This window comes from Companilactobacillus muriivasis (assembly GCF_036246245.1).
GTDB classification, from domain to species: Bacteria; Bacillota; Bacilli; order Lactobacillales; family Lactobacillaceae; genus Companilactobacillus; species Companilactobacillus muriivasis.
The window spans coordinates 239276-262289 of sequence record NZ_BTTQ01000003.1 but is presented as its reverse complement, the minus strand read 5'-3'; the positions used below and the strand labels follow the sequence as shown (position 1 = coordinate 262289).

Below are 23014 nucleotides of genomic sequence, written 5' to 3'. Positions count from 1 at the left end.
GTTATGGAAAGTCGCAACTTTCATCAAACTTGGTTTTTAACACGTTTTAGTTTAAAGCGTGACTGGTTAAAACTTGTACTATGGTCAGTAACTTTGATTGTCTTATTTGGAGCTGTTGCTGCTAAGTTCACAGATATTTACAGTTCACAATCGTCCATTGATGAAATCGTCAAAACTTTAAAGTCGCCATCAATGGTTTCATTATTCGGTAAATTATCAGGCAGTGCGCCATATACGACAGCTGATGTATTTGCTGGAGAAATGACTGTCTTTATGGCTATGATGGCCGCAATTATGAACTTCTCAATTATTATCAAAAATACTCGTGGTGAAGAGGATTCAGGATTACTAGAAATAATTCAATCTCATTCAGTTGGAAAATTATCTAATCTTGCTTCTTCACTGATGGAACTGTTCATAATCAACCTATTTATTGGACTGCTCTACAGTATTGGATTACAAGTTGCTAATTTATCAGGAACTGACACTAACGGTAACTTTTTGTTAGGACTTGGTTTAGGAGCTTCTGGATTTATGTTCGCAGCCATTGCTGCATTTCTTGCTCAATTAGTTGATAACTCACGTTCGGCAACTATTTTGTCATATATCGTTTTTGGTATTATGTACATCGCTAGAATGTCGACAGATGTTTCGAATTCCAAAGCTACATGGTTTGTGCCATTTGGTTGGGTGGAAAAGTTCTCAACATATCAAGAAAATAACTGGTTACCGGTTTTTCTAATGCTTGGTCTATCATTGATCCTCAGCGTAGCGGCGTTATGGGTCAATAATCATCGTGATATTGGTTCTGGTATCATCGCTACTAAACCAGGACGTGCCAAGGCTTCTGTGTTTTTACGTGGACCACTCAGTCTATTTTGGAGACTTAATCGTACATCCATTATCGTTTGGGTAGTTGGACTAATGATTCTTGGTTACACTTACGGATCAATTTTCAATACCATTGGTGATATTCTTAAGACCAATCCGACTATGGCAACGTTATTTGGAGCAGGTGCTATTCACAAAGCTAATATTTTGATTATTAAACACTTTGTAGCAATTTTAATGATTGTCTTTGGAGTACTGGCTATTTTCCCAGGTATTCAAATTATCAACTATTTAAAATCCGGTGAAGCTAAAGGTTACTTGGAATTGATTCATTCAAAACCAGTAAGTCGAAATTATCTATTCACTAGCGTATTGGTACTTGGTATTTTGACAAGTTTAGCAGCGTTATTTGCAGGAATGCTGGGGTTACAATTAGGTGGAGCATCAGTTATGAAACATCCTATTGAACTATCAGTATTCATCAAATCCTTCTATGCCTATATTTCGCCAGTACTTGTGATACTTGCTTTGTCAGCTTGTATCGTCGGTTGTTTGCCAAAGATTTCATCATTTGGTTACTTATATGCTGGATTTGCACTATTTGTCGGCTACTTTGGTAAGTTGATTGATCTACCAAAATGGGTTGGTAAATTGACACCATTCGGATATGTTCCTAATGTTCCAGTTGATAAACTTGATGCTGGAACAATGTGGTGGCAAATTGGAATTGCCGTATTATTAATTATTATTGGCTATATCGGATATCATGTACGTGATTTGAAGAGTGCTAATTAAATATGCCATTAAACATGTCGTCTCCAGAGCTGGGAAATATTCTCAAGCTGTGCGGACCGGTCCGAGCCAAGGTCTCGGACCTCGGTTTGAAGCCTTGACACAGTTCGTCAAGTCTCCAAATAAGGACGGGAGAAGCTCCCGTCCTTATACCACTACCACGGCACACAAATATTTCCCAGCTCTTCCGACTAATTAATCTTTATTAATTTAAAATCCGATGTCGAAAAGATAAGGCAAGGTTTTATGGTTATACTTTTCACTACTAGTGGGAATTTCTGGTTGTTAAAATGTTAAAAAAGGGCTGTGACATAAATATTTTTGTCTTAAATATGCAGCATAAACGTGCAATAAAATATAGCTTTTTCCGTTTAAAACAAATATGGACTGTAATCCGATTTTGGATTACAGTCCATATTTGATTTTATATTCGAAAGTTGACCATGTTTTGTCACATTCTTTAAAACTTAAATCGCAACTTCCATAACTAAATCATGTTCAGCCTGACCAGCCAATGTGAAAGGTTGTTTTTCGATAGTTTTAAATCCAAATTGATTATAGAAATGCAGAATTGAAGAATCGTGTTCCCAAACACTGCTCCAGATAACATTTTTATTGAATTCATGGGCTTTCTTGACTGCAAGATCTAGCAGTTTCTTTTCCAAGCCGATATATTGAAAACCATGGCGGATATAAATGCGGTCGATTTCCAAAGCGTTTTGTCCCATATTTTGTGATTGAGCATCATTGATATTCAATTTCAAATAGCCAGCTAACTTGTGGTTGTAATAAATGAAATAAAAGAATGATTGGGAATTAATAATTTCACTGGCCAATTGACCATAACTATAATTTTTATTGGTGTAATCTGGAAACTCGTCAGTTTGATTATTTCTGAAGGTATCATTGAACGTTTCAACGCTCAAACGGTGTAATTTTGGTAGATCAGAAGAGTCTACTTCTTTGATGTCGATTGGTAAAGTGGAAATTTTCATAAAAATCACTCCTAATTAAATGTTAACAGCATATCCAAGTGGGGGATGTTGTCTTCTAAGTACACATCGGAAATAGCTTTGAAGCCGAAACCTGCATAGAATTCTTGTAAGTAGGCTTGAGCTTGAATTTGAATTGGTTGTTTAGGGAAACGTCGTTTGATCTCGTCAATGGTAGCCTGAACGATTTTTGTGCCTAATCCAGCCTTACGGAACTTCTCAACCACTAATACACGACCGAAAGTAATATGGTCGCCCTTATCCATAATGCGTGTGTAGGCTTCTAATTTGCCATTCTCGACTAGGCAGACGTGTAGATCATTGTAATCATCCTCATCGACTTCCTGATAGGGACAATTTTGTTCGACAACGAATACTGCCACACGTGCTTTCAAAATATCAATTAATTCTTTAGGACTAAGTTCATTTGTACTTTTGACGACAATCATAAGCGACCTCCGATTAAATAATTATTGTTGACTATAATAAAACTTTATTGTTGCAAATGCAACAATAAATTAAAAATACTTTGTGAACTCGGGATTGAATTAACTCTCTCATTAATATAGGATAAAAGGGTGTGAAACATGTGTTTCACGAGTGGAGGTATGTCAATGAAACCGGAAGAATTTTTTGAGGCTCTAGCCCAAAAGGGTATTGCTTTGAACGCGACTCAAAAGGAACAGTTTGCAACTTATTTTCACGAATTGGTTGAGACTAATAAGGTCATGAATTTGACTTCTATTACTGATGAGGAACAAGTTTATTTAAAACATTTTTATGATTCAATCGTCTTAGGATTCGTTGATGAAAAATTGTTAAACGAAGAACTAACTTTATGTGACGTCGGATCAGGGGCTGGTTTTCCATCATTACCATTGAAAATCATCAATCCTAAATTGAAGATTACCATCGTTGACTCTTTGAATAAGAGAATTAAATTCTTGGACACTTTAGTAAATAAATTGAACTTGGATAAAGTCAATTTGGTTCACGGACGTGCCGAAGAAGTTGGTAAGAATCCACAATTTAGAGAATCATTCGACGTTGTAACAGCACGTGCAGTTGCCGCAATGAATGTTTTGACCGAATTCTGTTTGCCACTAGTTAAAATTGGTGGACAATTTGTTGCCATGAAATCTGAAAAGGCACCTGAAGAATTGGAAACAGCTAAGTTTGCAATCAAGGTACTTGGTGGAGAAATCAAACAACAAGAATCAGTCGAGTTACCAAATGATGCCGGAATACGTAATTTTATCTTTGTTGGTAAAGTTGCTAAGACACCAAAGAAATATCCTCGTAAACCAGGAACACCTGCTAAAAAACCACTCGTGAAATAATTTCTTTAAATAGTGCCGCCGGAGGTCGTTAGTAATATAGCCGCTATGGGACCGGCTCGAGCCGAAGTGCGGTCTTGACCCTTGATTTTGAGCCGAAAACCGCGTCTCAAAAGTCGTCCTGTGGTGTAAGAGCTAAAGCTCTAACGCCACTTCCACAGCAGTCTATATTACTAACGGCCTCCGGCTAGGGTATTTTGTGCTTATGGTTCATTAATATAATTAAAATTAAATATATATAATTACGATTAAACTTGAATTTGGATATTGTTAGTTAAAGATATTTATTAATTAATTCAATATCTTCGAGCGACGAAAGAAGCGGAAGAGTTGAGTGTATTCACCAGCTGTGGGTGTGGCGTTATGGCTTTGGCCATTACACCACCGGGCGAGTTTGGAGACTTACCGGTTTTTGGTAAGGCTTCAAACCGAGGTCTGAGACCGAACTTTGGCTCAGGCCGGTCCGCATAGCAGGTGAATACACTCAACTCTGGAGCCAAAAAAATGATAAAATTATATAGTTATGGCAAAAGCGCCAAAAAAGTGATTACCATAGATAAATATTTTGTGAAGTTGTTCTGCAATTTCTAGAGATAGGGGAATAAAATGGCACGAAAAATATCTGTTGCAAATCAAAAAGGTGGTGTCGGAAAGACCACAACCACCATCAATTTGGGAGCATGTTTAACTGATTTGGGTCAAAAGGTATTGATCATCGATACTGACCCGCAAGGAAATGCCACCAGTGGATTAGGTATTAAGAAAGCCAATGTTGAAAAAGATGTTTACGATGTTTTAGTTAATGAATATTCGCTTAAAAAGACGATCATTCATACTGGACATAAAAATCTTGATATTGTTCCCGCAACAATTCAATTGGCCGGTGCAGAGATGGAATTAACTTCAATGATGGCTCGTGAAACTCGTTTGCGTGCTGGGATTGAAGAAGTCGATTCAGATTACGATATTATCTTGATCGACTGCCCACCTTCATTAGGACAACTTTCAACCAACGCTTTTACAGCAAGTGATTCCATCATTATTCCAGTTCAAAGCGAATACTATGCGCTGGAAGGTTTGAGTCAATTGTTGAACACGATTCGTCTGGTTCAAAAACATTTCAATACTAACTTGGCTATCGAAGGCGTTTTGATTACTATGCTCGATGTCAGAACTAATTTGGGTGCTCAAGTTGTCGACGAAGTTAAATCATATTTTGGCGATTCAGTATATAAAACCATCGTTCCTAGAAATACACGATTAGCGGAAGCACCAAGTTACGGCCAACCTATTGTTGACTATGACGGAAAGTCAAAGGGGGCTAAAGCTTATCGTGATCTTGCTAAGGAGGTGTTAAAGCGTAATGGCATCAAGCAAAAATAAAAAGGGCTTAGGTAGAGGAATCGACGCGATTTTCTCTGAATTCGAAGCTATCGATGAAAATAGTGAGACAGTTGTTGATCTTTCCATCGATGACATTCGTCCTAACCCATACCAACCTAGAAAAACTTTTGAAGAGCATGCGCTAAATGAACTGGCCCGTTCGATTGAACAAAATGGTGTTTTCCAACCAATTATTGTTCGTGAAAGTGTCAATGGTTTTGAGATCATTGCTGGTGAAAGACGTTTCCGTGCAAGTAAAATTGCCAAAAAGACTACTATTCCTGCTATCGTTCGTCCGTTGAGCGAATCTGGAATGATGGAAATTGCTGTTTTGGAAAACTTGCAGCGTGAGGATTTAACACCATTGGAAGAGGCTGACGCATATCAAACTTTGATTACGAAGCTGAATCTAACTCAAGAACAAGTGTCTCAACGTCTTGGCAAGAGTCGTCCTTACATCGCTAACTACTTGCGACTATTGAATTTACCTGACGCAACTAAGAAATTAGTTCAAAATGGTGAACTTTCAATGGGACAAGCTAGAACGTTGCTCAGTTTGAAAGATAAAGATCAAATTGATAAACTTGCTAAACGTGCGGTCAGTGAAGATTTAACTGTTCGCCAATTGGAACAGTTAGCCACTGAATCAAAACATGACAGCAAGAAGAAAAAGAAAGTTGCCGAGAAGTCACCTTACATCAAAGCAACCGAAGAAAAATTGGTTGAACGTTTTGACACGGCTGTTGCGGTTAAAGAAACTCGTAGCGGTCATGGAAAACTGGAAATCGATTTTACGAATACGGAAGATTTAAACCGTATTTTAGACATATTAGGAATCCATTTAGATTAGAGGAATTGTATGTTTAAACTTGGAGATATTATCGTAATGAAAAAGCCCCATGCATGTGGGGAAAATCGCTGGGAAGTAATTCGCTTAGGTGCGGATATTAAAGTTAAATGCTTAGGTTGTGGACATATCGTTATGATTCCACGTGCCGATTTCAATAAGAAATTTAAAAAAGTTTTAACTCAAGCTGACCAGGTCAAACCTGAAAATGAAGAGCATTATTTGAAACAAACTCAATTAATGCCATCAAATTTTATTAAAAGAAATGAGGAATAACTAATGGCTCTAACTGCCGGAATCGTCGGACTACCCAATGTTGGTAAGTCAACTTTATTTAATGCTATTACAAAAGCTGGTGCAGAAATGGCCAACTATCCTTTCGCTACTATTGATCCTAACGTTGGGATGGTTGAAGTACCCGATAAACGTCTAGCAAGAATCGACTCATTGATTCCTGCTAAAAAATTAATTCACACAACTTTCGAATTTACTGATATCGCTGGTATCGTTAAAGGTGCTAGTAAAGGTGAAGGACTTGGTAACAAGTTCTTGGAAAATATTCGTCAAGTTGATGCCATTATTCACGTTGTTCGTGCTTTTGATGACGATGATATTACTAGTGTTACAGGTACAGTTGACCCACTAGACGATATTGAAACAATCAATCTTGAACTTGGTTTAGCCGATCTTGACAGTGTTAACAAGCGTTATACACGTGTTGAAAAAGCTGCTAAGAGTGCTAAAGATAAAGAAGCTCAAGCTGAATTTGCAGTACTTGAAAAGATCAAACCAGTCCTTGAAGAAGGCGGCTCAGTTAGATCAATCGACTTTGATGAAGATGAAGAAAAAATCGTTAAAGGTTTGTTCTTGTTAACATCAAAACCTGTTTTGTACGTAGCTAACATTGCCGAAGATGACATGGCTGACCCAGAAGCTTCTAAGTATTACAAAGTCATTGAAGACTATGCTAAAAAGGAAAACGCTCAAGTTATCGGAGTTTCAGCTAAGACTGAAGAAGAAATTGCTGAATTAGATGATGACGAAAGAAAAGAATTCCTTGAAGCTGAAGGCGTTACAGAATCTGGTCTTGATAAGTTGATCAGAGCTAGTTACAAGCTATTAGGTCTAAGAACATTCTTTACCGCCGGTGGTAAGGAAACACGTGCTTGGACATTCCATGAAGGTATGAAAGCACCACAAGTTGCAGGTATTATTCACTCTGACTTTGAACGTGGATTCATTCGTGCTGAAGTTATGGCATACAGTGATCTAGACGAATTAGGTAGTGAAAAAGCCGTTAAAGAAGCCGGTAAATTACGTGTTGAAGGTAAGGATTACGAAGTTCAAGACGGTGATATCATCGAATTCCGCTTCAATGTCTAAATCAGGGGGAGTAAAATGGCTGAGGATTTAAGAGAAAAGAATAAACAAGCTGCTGAAAAGCAAAAAGTGGTTTCAGCAAAGAATGAGAAAAAAGAAGAAATTAAGAGCGAAATCTACAGTGCCAACGCTGATGATTTGCGCAAAAAGTTGAGTAACAAGAATGCAGAATACATTTTTAAACTCAATAAATTTTTGATGGACGATGGATTTAAAGAAGACGAAGCCAAGGCAGAAATTGACAAGTTGCTACCAGAAATCATCGAAAACCAAATTAAAGGTATCCCAGCAAACCAATTGTATGGACCTGTAACACAAAGAGCTCAATCCATAACTCATCCAGTTAAGAAACCTAAGAAGACACCATTCTGGGCTTCATGGCTAGATACTTCATTGTTGTTCTTTTCATTGTTTGGATTGCTATATGGGGTTGTCGCATTAACAGGAAACGGTTCAAAGAATGACCCTAACAGTCAAACAGGTATCATTACATTGATCGTCTTATCAGCTATGTGGGGTGCTTTATTATCATGGTTCAATAACCAAATGAAGAAACCTAAGTCAGAAAGACCAGGCTGGGGAATTACAATTGGCTACTTAGTAGTCGGAATGGTATTTATGTTTGTATTCCTAGCAGCAATGTCAGTAATACCAACAACAATCAACCCACCTCTAAATGCAATCGGCTACTTTATTGCAGCAATCGTAGCATTCGGTGGAAGGTTCTTATTCCGTTCAATGACAGGTTATAAAGAAAGATCGTTCTTTTAGATTAGAGAGTGGAGCAGGTCCGGGAATTTCCGAGCATTTGCATGACTTCACGAATTATCCGCGTACTTTGCGGATGATTTGGGAAGTTAGGCAAAGCGGAAGAAATTGGCCTGCGGAACTCGTTTTAGATTAGAGAGTGGAGAAAGGGCGGTCAGCTCCCGAGCATTTTCGTGTTTAAGTGAATTGCACGCCGTACTTGCGTGTGATTTGCTTAAATATGAAAAGCGGAAGGAGTTGCCCTGTCGGAACTCATTTTAGAGCCACTGCATATATATATAAAAACAAAAAAACTAGAGTATATAGAAATCCCAATCCGGGTCTTCCAAATACTCTAGTTTTTTTAATCCCAAACATCTCCTTGACTGTAACGCCACGTCATAGTCTAAATTAATAAAATAAGCACTCAAGGGAGATAAACAAATGAATAACGAACTAACAAATGAAATTATAACTTTAGAAAAAGATGCCTTAAACAAGTGGTTCAAAGGCGATACATCAGGATATCTAAATCTCTGGTCACAGAAAAACTTTACATATTTTGATAGTTTCATGGATCACCGTGTTGATACGTATGAAGAAATTAAAAAGTTTGTTCTCGGCAACGTTGAAGGTAAATTATTCGCCGATACATACAATTTCAAAGATCCACGCGTGCAAGTAAACAGTGATACAGCCATTTTGACGAAACATCATTGAACGATATGCGCTACAACTGTATTGAAATTTACCAATGAGAAGGCGACGACTGGAAAGTAGTTCATTCAACATGGTCAATTATCAGACCAATGGACGTGAATTTTGATGCTAAAAAACCTTTAGTTTAATTATTTCCGAAAATTACGTAATATCTCAATACCCTTGCGCTGATATTTGTTAGGAATGAAACTTTTCCGCATAGCAATTTGAGAATAAGAATACATGCGATGTTCGTGATTGATATGAATAATCGAAATTCCGGGAATATTTTTAATCCGATTTTCCGGCACAAAAGCAGCACCCATACCACGTTGAACCAAGCTAATCATCAATTCCATAGTTGTAGAATTGTAGATGATATTAGGCTGGAAATCTTCTTTATGACAAGTTTCCAATAGTGCCTCAGTCGTCAAATAACCACGAGTACGGGCAATAAAGTTGAACTGTCGTAAGGTAGAAATCGGGATATTATCCAATCCAGCCAAAGGGTCATCTGATTTAACAATGACAACAAAGTCAGTGATTTCCAGCGTCCGTAAGTAGTACTTGGGGTCATTAAAAGGGACGTTCCAAGAATAGACCGCAACATCAACTTTACCATTGGAAAGATTTTTTAAAGCTGACGAAGAACGGACAAAAGTTGGATCAAGCATTGAAGAAATTCCCGCTTTATAAAATTCCACGACAATATCTGGCATGTAAAATCCACCAGCAATACCAGAAAAAGCAATCCGAATTTTCTTGTCATTAGCGTGTTCAACATCATGATTTAGACTCTTGATATCACTAATGATTTTCAAACCTTTTTGATAGAGAATGGTACCCGCAGCAGTAAGTTCAAGCTTACTTTTGCGGTTTTTTTGTGTAATCAGAGGGTCATTGTACTTTTGAGTAAGTCGCTTGATGGCCGAAGAAATCGTTGGCTGAGTAACTTCATAAAAAGCTGCAGTTTTAGTATAAGAACCCAATTCAATCAGTTTACAAAAATACATTAAATCTCTGTCATTCATAGTTAACTCCTTCTTTGGATGCCGCCGGAGGTTGGAATTAATATAGCCGCTATGGGACTGGCTCGAGCCAAAGAGCGGTCTCGACCATCGATTTTGAACTTCGCAAAGTACGCGAATTTCAAAAGTCGTCCTGTGGTGTAACAGCTAAAGCCGTAACGCCACCTCCACAGCAGGCTATATTAATTCCAACCTCCGGCTGGTTTATTTCTTTGATTTTTTGATATTTATCTACGATTGTTTATTAGTTACTCAATATATCTCAATAATTAAAAAAATCGATTGTATCTGAATTTACTTGCTACTTTGTACATCACAAATAAGCATGAATTATTATGAACTAGCTTTATTGCTAATCCATCAAAAGAAAAACACACTTATTAATTTAATTTATAAGTAGATTTTATTTTATTATAAGTTATGAGTTTCACAAATACAATTAGTCTAGTGATAACAAGGGATATCCATGATATAAAGGAGTATTTTATTCACAAAGATAAATTAGATATATAAGTAAATCAGGTTTATATTACAAATTATCAGTAGTAACTAAAAGATAAAAATTGATATAGCCGTTGATGTAACAATTCCACTGACAATTTATTGAAATAATCAGGATTCTTAATTCTAAAAAAATAAATTAGTCGGAAGGGAAGAGAATATTTACCCGCTGTGGGTGTGGCGTTATGGCTTTAGCCATTACACCACCGGGCGTGTTTGGAGACTTACCGGTCTTTGGTAAGGCTTCAAACCGAGGTTCGAGACCGCTCTTTGGCTCGAGCCGGTCCGCATAGCAGGTGAATATTCTCTTCCCTGGAGGCGGTCAACTTTTAGTTAATAATTAAATAAATTAGGGGAGGTTATCAATATGAACTATCAAGATAATCTTAAATGGGATACAAAATATGATGTTGTAGTTATCGGTTTCGGTGGTGCTGGAGCCACTGCAGCTAGATTTGCGGCTGATCAAAATGCCAAGGTATTGTTGATCGATGCTGCACCGGAAGGTAGCGAAGGTGGAAATACTCGTTATGCGGCCGGTGCTTTTGCCACAGCAGTTGATTTTGACAAGGCCAAGGATTATTATCTTCAGAGTTTTGCGCCATTCGATCACGATGAAGATACTTTGAACAATTTTGTTAAGGAAATCATGCAATTGCCTGGCTATGCTGAAAAGTATTTTGGCAAAGAAGCTCACAAGTCAGGTATGCACAAACGTAGCGAATATTATGAATTCAAAAATTCTGATGGCATGGTTCATCAATCAATGACAACACTTTATGACGGTAGTTTTTGGAAGTTATTGCACCAAGGCGTTTATGACCGTTTGGATAATATTGATGTTTGGTATGAATCACCGGCTGAACATTTGATTCAAGACCCTAAGAAGAAAACAATTTTAGGTGTGCAAGTTAACCATAAAGGTACACTTAGAAATATTGCTGCTAAAAATGGTGTCGTTATGAGTTCTGGTGGTTATGAAAATAATCCAGAAATGGTTCAAAACTTCTTGGGTCGTGGTTCATTGGCTCCAATCGGAACACTTTATAACAAAGGTAAAGGTGTTGATTTAGCTGTTGAAGCAGGTGCTCGTCTCTGGCATATGTCAAACTTTGATTCCCATGCTTTCTCACTCAACGAGGGTAAGGAACACGAACAGTTTGCTTACATGATTCAATGGAAATCACTTTTCACAGGTAGCGTCTTTATTGCCGGCGATGATGGTACAAGATATTTGAACGAACAATGTGAAGACCGTCACGGTTATCAATATAATCACGGCGATTATGTAATGTTGCCTAATCAAAATCACCCTCATATCGTGATGGATCAAGCAGAATATGAACAACTTCAAAATGACGAGTCGCCTAAAGCTGGTCAAGTTAAGAAAGTTATCACTCATGCAATTAAGGCAGATACATTGGCTGAATTGGCTGAGAAAATAAACGCCCCAAGATTGGAACAATCCGTAACTGATTTCAATTTCTTCGTTGACCAAGGTCGTGATTATGTCGCTGACCGTCCCGCTGACACAATGAGAAAATTTGCCAAAGGACCATTCTATGCAATCGCCATTCGTCACAACATTTTGCACACACATGGTGGCGCTAGAAGAAACAGCAACTGTGAAGTTTTGGATATGGAAGGTCAAGTTATTCCACATCTTTATGAAGCTGGTGAATTGGGAGACCCATTCGCTACGAAATATATCGGTGGTAGTTCAGTCGCTGACTTGCTTGTTTCCGGTCGTTTAGCTGGTACTAATGCTGCTAAAGCTAAGGACCAAGCTCCTGAAATTGACATCGTTACATCTGCTTCCAAAGCTGGTGAGGATTTGAGATCAGATGCCAAGCAAAATGCCGCAAACTTTGAAGCAGGCGACAACCAATATATCGGTATCGCTGAACAAGGTATGGGAGACTTGCCAATTGCTGTTCGAGTAACAGTTGACGGTGACAAGATGACTGATATCGAAACACTTCAACAAGCTGAAACACCAGATATCGGTGGTAAAGCAATTCCTGTTTTACGTGATGAAATGTTGAAACAAAATACTTATGATGTCGATGTCGTTTCTGGAGCATCTGCTACAAGTAAAGGTTTCAAAAATGCTGTTAAAAAAGCTTTGGATCAAAAAAATAAATAGGAGGTAGAGGTTCATGTTAGCTAAAGTAAACTATAAAGGATTTATTTTGCCACTAGTGCTTGGCATTCTCATTTGGCTCTGCACTCCAATTAGACCAGGTGCTATCAGCGTTGAAGCGTGGTACTTGTTCGCAATTTTCGTAGCGACAATCGTGGCTTGTATCACCAAACCATTGCCAATGACAGCGACAACGTTAATTGCCGTCACAATTGGAATGGTTTTCAAGATTTTTCAAACGAAAGAAGTTACAGCAGCTTTTGGTAATACGACTGCTTGGCTAGTTGCCATGTGTTTATTCATGTCAGCCGGCTTTATCAATTCCGGATTAGGTAAGCGAATTGCCTATATTTTCGTCAAAGCTTTCGGTAAGAAAACTTTGGGTTTGGCATATTCATTGTCAGTCGTTGAAACGCTGATGGCGATTGCCATTCCTAGTAATATTGCCCGTGTAAACGGAATTATGTATCCAATTATCAACTCACTTTCCAACGAAATGGGTTCAGACCCCAAAAATGGTACCGAAAGAAAGCTCGGTTCATATCTAGTTTTCAATGAATACCAAGTTAATATCGTTACATCAACTATGTTTTTGACAGGATTGGCCGGAAACATGGTAGCGTTGGGAATTGCGAACGCTCAAGGTATTACGATTTCATGGTTGCAATGGTTCATGGCAGCTATCGTACCAGGATTGATCTCATTAATATTAGTGCCATTTTTATTATTCAAATTATATCCACCCGAGGTCAAAGAAACACCACATGCTAACGGTTGGGCTACAAAGAAACTTGATGAAATGGGCAAAATGTCCATCTCCGAAAAAATTATGTCAGGTGTCTTCGTAATCGCCTTATTGTTGTGGTTAGTTGGAGCAAAATTTGGCATAGATGCAACAATGGTTGGTTTCATTGCCGTTTCAATTCTCTTGGTTACCGGAGTTATCAGTGTCAAAGATATGATGGCTCAAAAAGGTGCTTGGAATTTGTTAATTTGGTTATCAATTATCATGTTGATGTCAGCTAAATTGACGACTTTAGGATTTTTCCCATGGTTCTCAAAGACACTCGGATCAATGCTACACGGCGTTAACTGGGTCTGGGTATTAGTAATTCTATTCTTGGCTTACTTCTATCTACACTACATTTTCCCAAGTATCACAACTCAAATTTCAGCACTCTTGGCCGGATTCTTATCAATCGCCTTGGGAGCCGGAGTTCCAAAGCTAATGGCTGGTTTGATGTTAGGATTTGCCGGATCAATTTTCTGTTCAACAACACCATATTCAGCCGGACCAGCAGCAATGCTTTCGACAACCGGTTATGTTAAATCAAAAGATTGGTGGAGATTGAGTGCCATCTTTGGTGTTATCTATAATATTATCTGGCTAGGCGGCGGTCTTTTGTGGACTAAAGTCATCGGTTATTGGTAGTTTTTTTCTCCAGAGCTAAGAGTATTAACCTGCTATGCGGACCGGCCTGAGCCAAAAAGCGGTCTCAGACCTCGGGTGGAATGCTTGCACAAACCGCAAGTATCCAAACACGTCCGGTGGTGTAATGGCTAAGGCCATTACACCACACTCACAGCTGGTTAATACTCTCAGCTCCTCCGAATAATTTATTCGATTACTTTAAATATACTAATTAGATTGAACTTTATTATAGTAGACCTGTTGGGCAGTTTTAATTAAAAAATCAGAAAACATATAACTTAGTCTCCGGTTGCGTGCTATTCGTAATGCTGTGAAAGTGGCGTTAGGACGGTGATTTTCCGTTCTTACACCACAGACGTATTTTGAGATTTGCGAACTTTGCAAAGCTCAAAATCGAGGCGCGAGATCGTTGCCATCTCCAGAGCTGAGAAATATTCAATATCTGTTTGGAGCAATCCAATCCAAAGCTCACACCTCGAAATTTGTCCGATAATATTAGATTGACTGTTTTCTATACGTATTCAAATTTATTATTAACAAGGAACAACCGTTACACATGAAACATCCAATAAGTCGGAAGGAATGAGAATATTTACCCGCTGTGGGTGTGGCGTTATGGCTTTAGCCATTACACCACCGGGCGAGTTTGGAGACTTGCCGAACTTTGGCAAGGCTTCAAACCGAGATTCGAGACCGTACTTTGGCTCGAATCGGTACGCATAGCAGGTAAAATATTCTCATTCCTGGAGACGGCCCCCTTCAACCAATTAGTAATCTACTTACATCTTATTGTATAATACTAACTAGTTGTAGACTTGTAAATATATGTTCGCTTGTGAGGTTTATTTAAATGAAAATCTTAGTTGTCGATGATGATAAAGAAATTGTAGAATTACTCAGTATTTATATAAAGAACGAGGGTTACGATCCGGTTTCGGCTAACTCTGGTCAAGAAGCACTAGACCAATTGTCTGCTCATAGCGATATAGCGCTGATGGTTTTGGACATTATGATGCCTGGTATCGATGGTATTGAAGTTGTAAAACGTGTTCGCAAGAACTCACAAATACCAATTATTATTGTATCAGCTAAAACTACCGATATGGATAAGATTCAAGGCCTTATTACTGGTGCTGACGACTACGTTACCAAGCCATTCAACCCATTGGAAATTATGGCTCGTATTCGTTCATTGCTACGTCGTAGTACCCAACAGACTTCAAAGAATGTTCCTGACAAACTTGAAGTTGGGCCAATTACGATTTACAAAGATTCTCATGAAGTTGTGACTGATTCTGGACAAAAGGTTCAGCTCACAGCCTTAGAGTTTGGCGTGCTCTATTTACTTGCTAGTCATCCAAATCGTGTCTTTTCAGCAGATGAAATTTTTGAACGAGTATGGAAACAAGAGAGTGTTGTCTCAGCCAAGACAGTTATGGTGCACGTTAGCCATTTAAGAGACAAACTAGAAGAAGCTACCAACGGTGAAAAAGTTATCGAAACCGTTTGGGGTGTAGGCTACAAAGTGGAGGTTTGATTTTGAACAAACGAATCAAACTGAATGTAGGAGAAAAAGGTGTCCTCCTTGTTGAAGGAATAGGCACCTTTCTTTTATTTCAGATAATAAACGTAATTTTAATTAGCAACATTGGTAAGGCTAAATTGATGGCGAACTTGCAAACAAATTGGCAAAGTTTAATAGCCGATAAGTTGTGGGTCGTCGTCGTTGTTTTGGCGCTAGAAGTTTTTCTAACATATTTAATTGTAATTAGTGTTTATCACCGGATGGAATTGGACCAAATCAAACGAGTTTTGCAAAAGACTGCCGATGATAATTTAACGAAACCAGTCGATATTAAGGTCAATCAGAGTCTCCAAAGTATCGTTGATAGTTTTAACCTATTAATTTCCAATATGAACCGTCGAGCTGAAGAGCAGCGGCAATCTGAGGAAAGTAAAGATGAATTGATCAGCAATGTCAGTCACGATATTAGAACGCCTTTGACGTCTGTGATTGGTTATTTAGGATTGATTGAAAGTAAGAATTATAACGATTTGGGACAGATTTTGAAATACACTCATATCGCTTATAAAAAATCACAAGAAATGCAAAATTTGGTCAACTCACTTTTCGAGTATGCCAATGTTCAGCATGCCACGAGTCGTTTGAATATGACCAAGTTTGATATGGCTCAGATGTTGGATCAATTGTCAGCTGACTTTGAATTAGAAGCTAACAAACGAGGGATGGAAATTATGGTTAATTCCACTCCGGACAAGATTCTCATGAAGGGTGATACCGAAAAACTCGGTCGTGTCTTTAATAATTTGATCATGAACGCCTTGAAATACGGTAAAGGTGCCACTCATATCTGGTTAACGGCTGAAAAGAGAGATAAAGAAGTCGTGGTGACAGTTGCCAATAACGGTCAGCCAATACCTGAGGATTCTTTAAAACATGTTTTCGACCGTTTCTATCGGGTTGAAGATTCCCGTTCTAAAAAGACTGGTGGAACTGGTTTAGGCTTGGCGATTGCCCAGAGTATGGTGCAATTGCATGGCGGAACGATTGCTGTAACATCTAATGATGAGAAAACATCATTTATTAGCCATTTTCCAATTTCTTAATTTTGTGAGGTTTAATATGAGAAAGTTTTTTAAGAAATTAACATTGGTAATGTCGATCATCATTTTGACGTTACCAATTTTTGCATCAACTGTTCACGCTGAGGATACCGCTACACCACAGTTAGAAATGAACGCTACGGCCGGAATGATTTTTGATGAGCATACCGGACAAGTTATTTATAAAAAAGACGCTGATGAGAAAGTTGCCATCGGCTCAATCACCAAAATTATCACCCTTTATTTAGTCACTAAGGCTATTAAAGAGGGTAAATTTACTGAAAAAGATATGTTACGACCAACGCAAGCTCAAGCGGATATGACCCAGAAAAATGAGTTAACAAATGTGCGCTTGGATGCTGATAAAACGTACAGTGTCAAGGATTTATACGGAGCAGCCTGGATAGTTTCCTCAAACTCAGCTGCGATGATGTTGGCTGATAAAGTTGCCGGCAGTCAAGGCAAATTCGTCAAATTAATGCGTAAAACGGTCAAAGACTGGGGCATTAAAGGTGCCAAACTTTATAACGTATCCGGACTGAATAATTCCGATTTACAACCTGATATGTACCTAGGAACCGAGCAAGACGAAAACAAATTATCAGCAAATGACATCGGCGTTATCGTCAAACATGTTCTGGATGAATATCCTGAAATTTTACAAACAACAGCGAAAGCTAAATTGGACTTCCCAGTTGGCAATGAAACAAAGACATATGATTCTTTGAATTTATTGTTAAAAGGACATCGTGATTACCAAGAAGGCTATGAATTTGATGGCCTAAAGACCGGAACAACCGATGCAGCCGGCGAATCATTCGTAGGAACATTACCAATTAAAGATACCAGAATGGTAACAATCGTTTTGAATGCTCAAGGTGAAAAAGAAGACCGCGACAAACGCTTCCGTAGCACCCAAAAGTTAGTCCATTTCGTAGTCGATAATTATGAACGCAAAGAAGTAATTAAAAAGGATCAAACAATAACTGTTAATAATAAAAAATATAAAACCTATGAGCCTGTTTATACTTGGCTTCCAAAAAATTATAATGTTGAAAATTTACGTTATAATGTAAGCAGAAACGAATTAGGATTTACTGCGATTCACAATAAGAAAACAGTGAAATTGATTGCAACCAACACAGATGGCGGTTATCTTCCATACAAAAAGACCATTATAAAAAAAGTGATTCATAAGAAGACTAACCATAAATCATGGTGGGATCAAATAGTAGAATTCTTTCAGCATCTTTTTTAGGGAGCCGTCTACAGAGCTGATAGTATTTACCTGCTATGCGGACCGGCTCGAGCCAAAGTTCGGTCTCGAACCTCGGTTTGAAGCCTCGCAAATACCGCGAGTCTCCAAACACGCCCGATGGTGTAATGGCTAAAGCCATAACGCCACACCCACAGCTGGTAAATACTATCAGCTCTTCCGACTTATTTAATATATATAAATTTAAGATTAATACAGCAATACTTATGATGGATACATGTTTTATTCAAACAAACAACGAATAACCTAGCTGGAGGTTGACAGAGAATTCACCAGCAGTGAAGTTATAATCAGGGCGATAGCCCTGATTATAAAGGACGACTTTTGAGACGCGATGTTCGGCTCAAAAGCGAGGTTCGAGACCGCATTTTGGCTCGGACCGGTCCTCACAGCAGGCGAAATTCTCTGTCAACCGGAAGCGGCAATAAACTTTTACCTTTTAAATTAAGGAGCGTGTAATATGAGTTTAAAGATCAAGAATGCTTTAGCAATTTTAAAGGAACACGATTTACTGGTTTCAAGTTCAGTAACAGATGAAAACCTCGAAGTAACTAAAATTAGTTACAATTCCAAGGAAGACCAAACTAACGGAATCTTCTTCTGCAAGGGGAATGGATTCAAGGGCGAATACTTGGATCAAGCAATTAAAAATGGTGCCGCAATCTATGTTTCTGAAAAAGAATACAGCACTGATATTGACCGTCTAATCGTTAAAGATGCTTCCAAAGCTTTGTCACTCTTAAGTGCAGAGTTTTATGGCAATCCTCAAAACGATTTATTTATTGTTGCCTTCACCGGAACTAAAGGTAAGACAACAACTTCATATTTCCTTTACGATATTTTAAAACGTGCTTATCCAAAACAAGTCGGACTTTTCTCAACAGTTGACCGAATTGTTGGACCAAAGCCTGAAGATGAATTTAAGTCAGATTTAACAACTCCAGAATCAATGGAATTATTCCACGACATGCGTGCTTGTGTTGACAATGGTATCAAATATTTGGTTATGGAAGTTTCTTCCCAAGCCTATAAGAAGAACCGTGTTTACGGTTTGAAGTTTGATATTGGTGGTTTCTTGAACATTACACCTGACCATATCGGACCTAACGAACATCCTACTTATGCTGACTATTTAAACTGCAAGAAGCAATTGATGATTAACTCGAAAGTTAATATTATCAACCGTCAAACTGATGACTATGACACAGTTTATGCGGCTGCTAAACAAACCAGTGATGATAAAGATATTTATCGTTTCGCTAAAAATGAAGTTGGTGACACAGACTTCAGTATCCGTAACAAGGAGTCCAATTTAAATGATTCTGTCTTCACATTCACAGCTGAAAGCGATAAAGCTGAAGATTTGCAAGAACACAGTGAATATACCTATGAATTAGGCCTTGTCGGTGATTTCAACGAATTAAACGCTGCTGCCGCCATTATTGCCGCTAAGAAAATTGGCGTTAAAAATGAAATAATTGCTGCTAGTTTGAAGTCAGCTTTTGTTCCCGGCAGAATGGAACACATCAATACCAAGTCACACGGAACCATTTTCGTTGATTATGCACACAATTATGCTAGTATGAATGCTCTATTGAGTTTTCTCAGACGTGAATATCCAGACTCAAGAATCAAGGTAGTCGTTGGTAGTCCTGGTGACAAAGGTGTTTCTAGACGTGCTGGCTTTGCCAAAGTCTTAACTGAATTAGCCGATGCCGCTATTTTGACAACTGATGACCCAGGATTCGAAGATCCTGCTGATATTTGTCGTCAAATTGATTCCGGAATCGATCACACGAAAGTTGACGTGAAGATTGAACTTGACCGTCCAACTGCTATTCGTGAAATGATTGAATCAAGTCACGGTGATGACATTGTTGTCCTTGCTGCTAAAGGAAACGATGCCTATCAAAAGACGAAAGGCGTGGACGTACCATATCCAAGCGACCCAGTAGTTGCTAAGAAAATTTTAAAGGATATTGAGGATTAGAATTATGAAGAAATTCTTTACCGTATTAGGTGGTATGGGAAGTTTAGCCACTGAAAGTTATGTGCACTTGTTGAATGAACGAACACCAACTGAAAAAGACCAAGATTACTTGGATTATATTTTGGTAAATCACTCAACAGTTCCCGATCGAACAGCACATATCTTGGACAACAGTAAACCTAGCTTTTTACCTCCATTGATTGAAGATATCAAGCAACAAAGTATGTTTCATCCAGAATTCATGGTTTTAATCTGTAATACAGCTCATTATTACTATAAAGAATTGCAAGCAGCCACTGATGTGCCATTGATTCACATGCCACACATGGCTATTAGCGTAATGAAAAAGCAGTATCCTAATGCTAAACGAATTGGTTTGATTGCTACTAAGGGTACGATTGCTGATCATATTTACGAAAATGAAATTAAAGATGCTGGTTTTGAATACAGCTTGGGTGACCAAGAAGTTCAAGATCAAGTTGAAAGTTTGATTTACGACGATATTAAAGTCAAAGGTCAAGTTAACGCTGAAAAGTATCACCATATTTTGCAGACAATGCATGATAAATTTGGCTGTGACGTCATTGTTCTAGGCTGTACAGAACTATCACTGGCACAAGAAAAAGCTGGTGACCATCCTTACAACGTGATTGATGGACAAGGGATTATCGTCGACAAGTCGATTGAATTTGCCGAAAAAATTCGTCGTGGCGAAAAAGTCGATTTTACTAAGATTTATTAATGTTTCATGAGAAACATTGCGAAAATAAACCGGCATTCGATATAATATTGAGTGTATAAGGAGGTATTTCCACATGTTTAAGAGATTATCTATCTTCGCAGTTATCTTCTCAGGGGTTTTATTAGCAGGTTGTTCACAACAATCCGCAAGTACACAATCAGCATCAAGTTCTGATACTTCTACTAAGAGTAGCAGTACCAAGAAAGCTCCTGCTAAGACAACTAAGTCAGCTCCAGCAGACACTAAGAGTGCTTCAGATACAAATTCAAGTTCGGATGAATCAAAGACAACAGATAGTCAAAATTCATCAAATAATAGTAATACTAACCAAACGAATGACAATAGTAGTAATAACAGTGATACAAATGATTCAAGTACAACTAATAACGATCAGACATCACAAAGCCAAGGCCAACAACAGACACAAGTTAGCCTAACAACAGCTGATCAAGCAGTTCAATTCTTAGCAGATAAATTGAGTTCAACATATGACAAGTCAACAACACAATATGTTGCCAATGGAAAAGTTACTTGGGATAATGTTACTGGATATCAAATAAATATCTATAGTAAAAATTCCGATTCACCTGTTGGAAGCTATTTAGTTCCCGCAAATGGACAGTATTTCCAAATTTGGTAATGGCGTGTAGCTTGCCTTTACAATAATAATTAGTTATATTTTTAGGAGGTCGGTACAAAACATTTATGTTTTGTTCTGGCCTCTATTTTGGTTTTATAGGCTGTTGATATGGAAGTATGCCGCCTCCGGTCGTCAGTAATGTAGTCCGCTATGGGGACCGGTCCGAGCCGAAGTGCGGTCTCGAACCTCGACTTGAAGCCTTACCAAAAACCGGTAAGTCTCCAAGCTCGTCCCGTGGTGTAACGGCTGAAGCCGTAACGCCACCTCCATGGCTGGACTACATTACTGACGGCCGGAGGCTCAGGTTTTGGTTTAAAATTAATTGGTCAGACGTATTGAACATATTGTTGTTGAATGTTTAATAATAGAATTAATTTTATTAATTGGTTCGAATAGATAGATTGAAGGATTTAAGAACTAAAAATATAAATTCAAAAAACTAGAATCATTAGGAATCTCAATCATTGATATACAAGTTGGATATTATTTATTCAACGAACAGCGATTAATTATTTATGACTGAAAAAAATACATTAGCCGGAGGGTTCGAGGGAGATAGGTAACCAGCAGTGGGAAGAGTTGTTATGGCTTCAGCCATTACAACACTAGGACGAGTTTTGAGACGTGGTTTTCGGCTCAAAATCGAGGCGCGAGACCGAACTCTGGCTCGCACCGGTCCCCACAGCAGGTTAACCTATCTCCCTCGAACCCGGAGGCGGCAACGTTTAAATATATATAAATAGAGGATAGTAAATGCGGAAAAGAAAAGGATTTTTATTGGTTTTATTTTCGCTACTGATTTTTATCGGGGGATGTAGTCACCGACCAACGTCTCCAAAAATCATCACAACAACGGTCAATACGTACATTGAGCCAATTAAGAGTGTTGTTGGCAATAAATATAAAGTGGAGTCGATCATTAAGTCGGTTAATGTTGATCCTCATAGTTTTTCACCCTCAAGTAACGATGCAAAATTGATTGCGGATTCGCGATTGGTTGTGTCGAGTGGCTTAGGTTATGACGATTGGGTCAACAAAATTGTTGCCGCAAATAGTCAGAATAAAAATTTGATTGATTTTGACGGGGATGTGCTTGATAAAAAAGATGGTGCTAATGAGCATGTTTGGTTTGGCGTTCGCAATGTTCAAAAGTTGAGCCAGTCAATTTATCAACGCATGAGCAAGGTTGATCCGAAAAATAAAGCTTATTATCAAGCTAACTTTAAGAAATATGATTTAAAATTAGATAGTTTAATCCAAAGAGAAGATGCTTTGAAAAAGTACACTAATGGGAAAAAGGCTTATGTCACAGAACCTTTGCCTTACTATCTGCTAAAAGATCTCGGCGTAACGATTGCCAACCCACACTTTGCTAAAGCGATTGAGGATGATACTGACCCTTCAATTGAAGATGTTAAAGATATGGAAAATGGTTTGAAGAATCATCAAGTCAGCTTTTTAGTTGTTAATAAACAAGTTACCAGCGGTATCATTACTAAGATGACAGGTTTAGCTAAGCAATATCATGTACCAATCGTTTACTTTACGGAAACATTGCCTAGTGATTTAGGATATTATGACTGGATGGATGGAAACATCGCTCAGATTGAAAGGATAGTGAAGAAATAG

20 protein-coding genes are annotated in these 23014 nt (G+C 38.3%); 17 read left to right on the top strand and 3 right to left on the bottom strand.

Annotated elements, in window-relative coordinates; translation table 11 throughout:
- Positions 1–3 precede the first annotated feature (3 nt).
- Entirely contained in the window at positions 4–1626 is a 1623-nt protein-coding gene (locus tag AAA923_RS05520; RefSeq protein WP_338215297.1) for an ABC transporter permease, read from the top strand.
- A 464-nt stretch (positions 1627–2090) separates the two neighbouring features.
- Here AAA923_RS05520 and AAA923_RS05515 read toward each other — a convergent pair whose 3' ends face one another.
- Both AAA923_RS05515 and AAA923_RS05510 read right to left on the bottom strand, forming a co-directional pair.
- On the bottom strand, positions 2091–2618 hold the full coding sequence (locus tag AAA923_RS05515; RefSeq protein WP_338215294.1) for a GNAT family N-acetyltransferase: 528 nt from the start codon (positions 2616–2618) through the stop codon (positions 2091–2093).
- A gap of 11 nt (positions 2619–2629) precedes the next feature.
- A complete protein-coding gene (locus tag AAA923_RS05510) occupies positions 2630–3064 on the bottom strand; it encodes a GNAT family N-acetyltransferase (RefSeq protein ID WP_338215292.1) in 435 nt (144 codons plus the stop codon).
- A gap of 165 nt (positions 3065–3229) precedes the next feature.
- Between AAA923_RS05510 and rsmG the strand changes: the two genes are divergently transcribed.
- From rsmG to AAA923_RS05475, 7 genes are all read left to right on the top strand, one after another.
- The gene (rsmG, locus tag AAA923_RS05505) at positions 3230–3955 is read left to right on the top strand and encodes a 16S rRNA (guanine(527)-N(7))-methyltransferase RsmG (protein WP_338215291.1); all 726 of its coding nucleotides are present in this window, start codon (positions 3230–3232) and stop codon (positions 3953–3955) included.
- A gap of 603 nt (positions 3956–4558) precedes the next feature.
- Positions 4559–5335: a ParA family protein gene (locus AAA923_RS05500; protein WP_338215290.1), complete on the top strand. Its 777-nt coding sequence runs from the start codon at positions 4559–4561 to the stop codon at positions 5333–5335.
- Positions 5316–6185: a ParB/RepB/Spo0J family partition protein gene (locus AAA923_RS05495; protein WP_338215287.1), complete on the top strand. Its 870-nt coding sequence runs from the start codon at positions 5316–5318 to the stop codon at positions 6183–6185. Before AAA923_RS05500 ends, AAA923_RS05495 begins: the two co-directional genes overlap by 20 nt.
- Before the next feature lie 9 nt (positions 6186–6194).
- Entirely contained in the window at positions 6195–6458 is a 264-nt protein-coding gene (locus AAA923_RS05490; RefSeq protein ID WP_338215285.1) for a DUF951 domain-containing protein, read from the top strand.
- 3 nt (positions 6459–6461) lie between these two features.
- The gene (ychF, locus tag AAA923_RS05485; RefSeq protein ID WP_338215283.1) at positions 6462–7565 is read left to right on the top strand and encodes a redox-regulated ATPase YchF; all 1104 of its coding nucleotides are present in this window, start codon (positions 6462–6464) and stop codon (positions 7563–7565) included.
- 15 nt (positions 7566–7580) lie between these two features.
- The gene (locus tag AAA923_RS05480) at positions 7581–8333 is read left to right on the top strand and encodes a DUF1129 family protein (protein WP_338215282.1); all 753 of its coding nucleotides are present in this window, start codon (positions 7581–7583) and stop codon (positions 8331–8333) included.
- A 420-nt stretch (positions 8334–8753) separates the two neighbouring features.
- A complete protein-coding gene (locus tag AAA923_RS05475; protein WP_338215280.1) occupies positions 8754–9029 on the top strand; it encodes a hypothetical protein in 276 nt (91 codons plus the stop codon).
- A 128-nt stretch (positions 9030–9157) separates the two neighbouring features.
- Here the strand turns inward: AAA923_RS05475 and AAA923_RS05470 are convergent, their stop codons facing one another.
- Positions 9158–10039: a LysR family transcriptional regulator gene (locus AAA923_RS05470; RefSeq protein ID WP_338215278.1), complete on the bottom strand. Its 882-nt coding sequence runs from the start codon at positions 10037–10039 to the stop codon at positions 9158–9160.
- Between the two features lie 865 nt (positions 10040–10904).
- Between AAA923_RS05470 and AAA923_RS05465 the strand changes: the two genes are divergently transcribed.
- The 9 genes from AAA923_RS05465 to AAA923_RS05425 all read left to right on the top strand — a co-directional run bounded on the left by AAA923_RS05465 (position 10905) and on the right by AAA923_RS05425 (position 23014).
- Positions 10905–12683, top strand: coding sequence for an FAD-dependent oxidoreductase (locus tag AAA923_RS05465; protein ID WP_338215276.1), 1779 nt, complete (start codon positions 10905–10907; stop codon positions 12681–12683).
- 13 nt (positions 12684–12696) lie between these two features.
- Positions 12697–14112: a DASS family sodium-coupled anion symporter gene (locus AAA923_RS05460; RefSeq protein WP_338215274.1), complete on the top strand. Its 1416-nt coding sequence runs from the start codon at positions 12697–12699 to the stop codon at positions 14110–14112.
- 850 nt (positions 14113–14962) lie between these two features.
- Positions 14963–15649 (top strand): response regulator transcription factor, encoded by a 687-nt coding sequence (locus AAA923_RS05455; RefSeq protein WP_041499032.1) that lies wholly within the window; start codon positions 14963–14965, stop codon positions 15647–15649.
- 2 nt (positions 15650–15651) lie between these two features.
- The gene (locus AAA923_RS05450; RefSeq protein ID WP_338215273.1) at positions 15652–16740 is read left to right on the top strand and encodes a sensor histidine kinase; all 1089 of its coding nucleotides are present in this window, start codon (positions 15652–15654) and stop codon (positions 16738–16740) included.
- Positions 16741–16756: 16 nt separating this feature from the next.
- A complete protein-coding gene (locus AAA923_RS05445) occupies positions 16757–17995 on the top strand; it encodes a D-alanyl-D-alanine carboxypeptidase family protein (RefSeq protein ID WP_338215272.1) in 1239 nt (412 codons plus the stop codon).
- 478 nt (positions 17996–18473) lie between these two features.
- Complete coding sequence (locus tag AAA923_RS05440) at positions 18474–20003, top strand: UDP-N-acetylmuramoyl-L-alanyl-D-glutamate--2,6-diaminopimelate ligase (protein WP_338215271.1); 1530 nt, start codon at positions 18474–18476, stop codon at positions 20001–20003.
- A 4-nt stretch (positions 20004–20007) separates the two neighbouring features.
- Complete coding sequence (locus AAA923_RS05435; RefSeq protein ID WP_338215268.1) at positions 20008–20745, top strand: aspartate/glutamate racemase family protein; 738 nt, start codon at positions 20008–20010, stop codon at positions 20743–20745.
- Positions 20746–20818: 73 nt separating this feature from the next.
- Positions 20819–21385 (top strand): hypothetical protein, encoded by a 567-nt coding sequence (locus AAA923_RS05430; RefSeq protein ID WP_338215266.1) that lies wholly within the window; start codon positions 20819–20821, stop codon positions 21383–21385.
- 753 nt (positions 21386–22138) lie between these two features.
- The gene (locus AAA923_RS05425) at positions 22139–23014 is read left to right on the top strand and encodes a metal ABC transporter solute-binding protein, Zn/Mn family (protein ID WP_338215264.1); all 876 of its coding nucleotides are present in this window, start codon (positions 22139–22141) and stop codon (positions 23012–23014) included.